A 991-nucleotide genomic window follows, 5' to 3' on the forward strand; every position below is an offset into this window, starting at 1 on the left:
TCGTAAGCATTGTATCTATTATTTAATAGCTTATGTTGTTCTAGATTTATAAATAATGGACTTTCCTGATAATAAGAAAGTTGTGCTTCTAAAAATTTTTCATCAGTTATTTTTTCTAAATCTTCATTGTTTAAATAAATTGAAGAAAAGTTTTCAGCACTGTTAAAATACGTCCCAATAACAAAGGTTTTTAAATTAGATTGATTTAATAAGTAACCTAAAGAATAATGATCAGTAGGTCTAGATATTTGTCCTTCTTCGCTAGGAATATTTATTTTCCCAGGATTTTTTAAGGCATGCCAATTATGAACCCATACTATTACCTTATTTCCTTCTTTAACTAAGTTATTTATTTTTTCATACATGCCTATTCCTCTGCGTGAAAAATAATCTTGATTAGGATTAGTAATCTTTAAACCTGTTAAATATTCTTTAGATAAAGGGTTCTGTAGCACATCAATTCTGTGATTTATAAATTTTTTTGAATGAGGGTCCAAATCTTCATAACTGCTACTATTTTTAAGGTTTTTATAAAAATTAAGATAACTATCAACTTCGTCGTAATCAATATATTCTTCATCATTAAAAATCATTCTACTAGTGAATTCTCTAAGTTTAATTTCTTTATTTTTAAAGTCCTCTGCATTCTCTATATTACTCTTTTTTATATCTTGGTAAATATTTTCTAACAAATGTGTATTATCTGTTGTTTGATTATAAACAGTAGGTACCCAATCTATACCTTCTACAGATAGTTCATTATTCCAATGTTTTTTAAAGAGACTCGAAAAATTGGGTTGTCTATATTTTTCCATAACACTTTCATTTCTGACTATATCTAAATTACTCTCATCATAGAAATTTAAATAATATTCCAATTCTGCACTAGACGTTTCTAAACCAACAACATTATAGTCACCGTCTTTTGTTAATTGTGTTATTAATTTTATAAATATCTCGTCTATGTCTGAAGATGCATGAGTTGGTTCTG

Annotated in this window: 1 protein-coding gene; it reads right to left on the reverse strand. The window is 26.7% G+C overall.

What is annotated here, in order from left to right; genetic code table 11:
- Window positions 1-991, reverse strand: a 991-nt coding sequence (locus HMPREF3029_RS09315; RefSeq protein ID WP_168165486.1) for an erythromycin esterase family protein, incomplete at both ends; no start/stop codon positions are given.

Origin of the sequence: Nosocomiicoccus sp. HMSC059G07, from assembly GCF_001815515.1 — a bacterium.
GTDB classification, from domain to species: domain Bacteria; phylum Bacillota; class Bacilli; order Staphylococcales; family Salinicoccaceae; genus Nosocomiicoccus; species Nosocomiicoccus ampullae_A.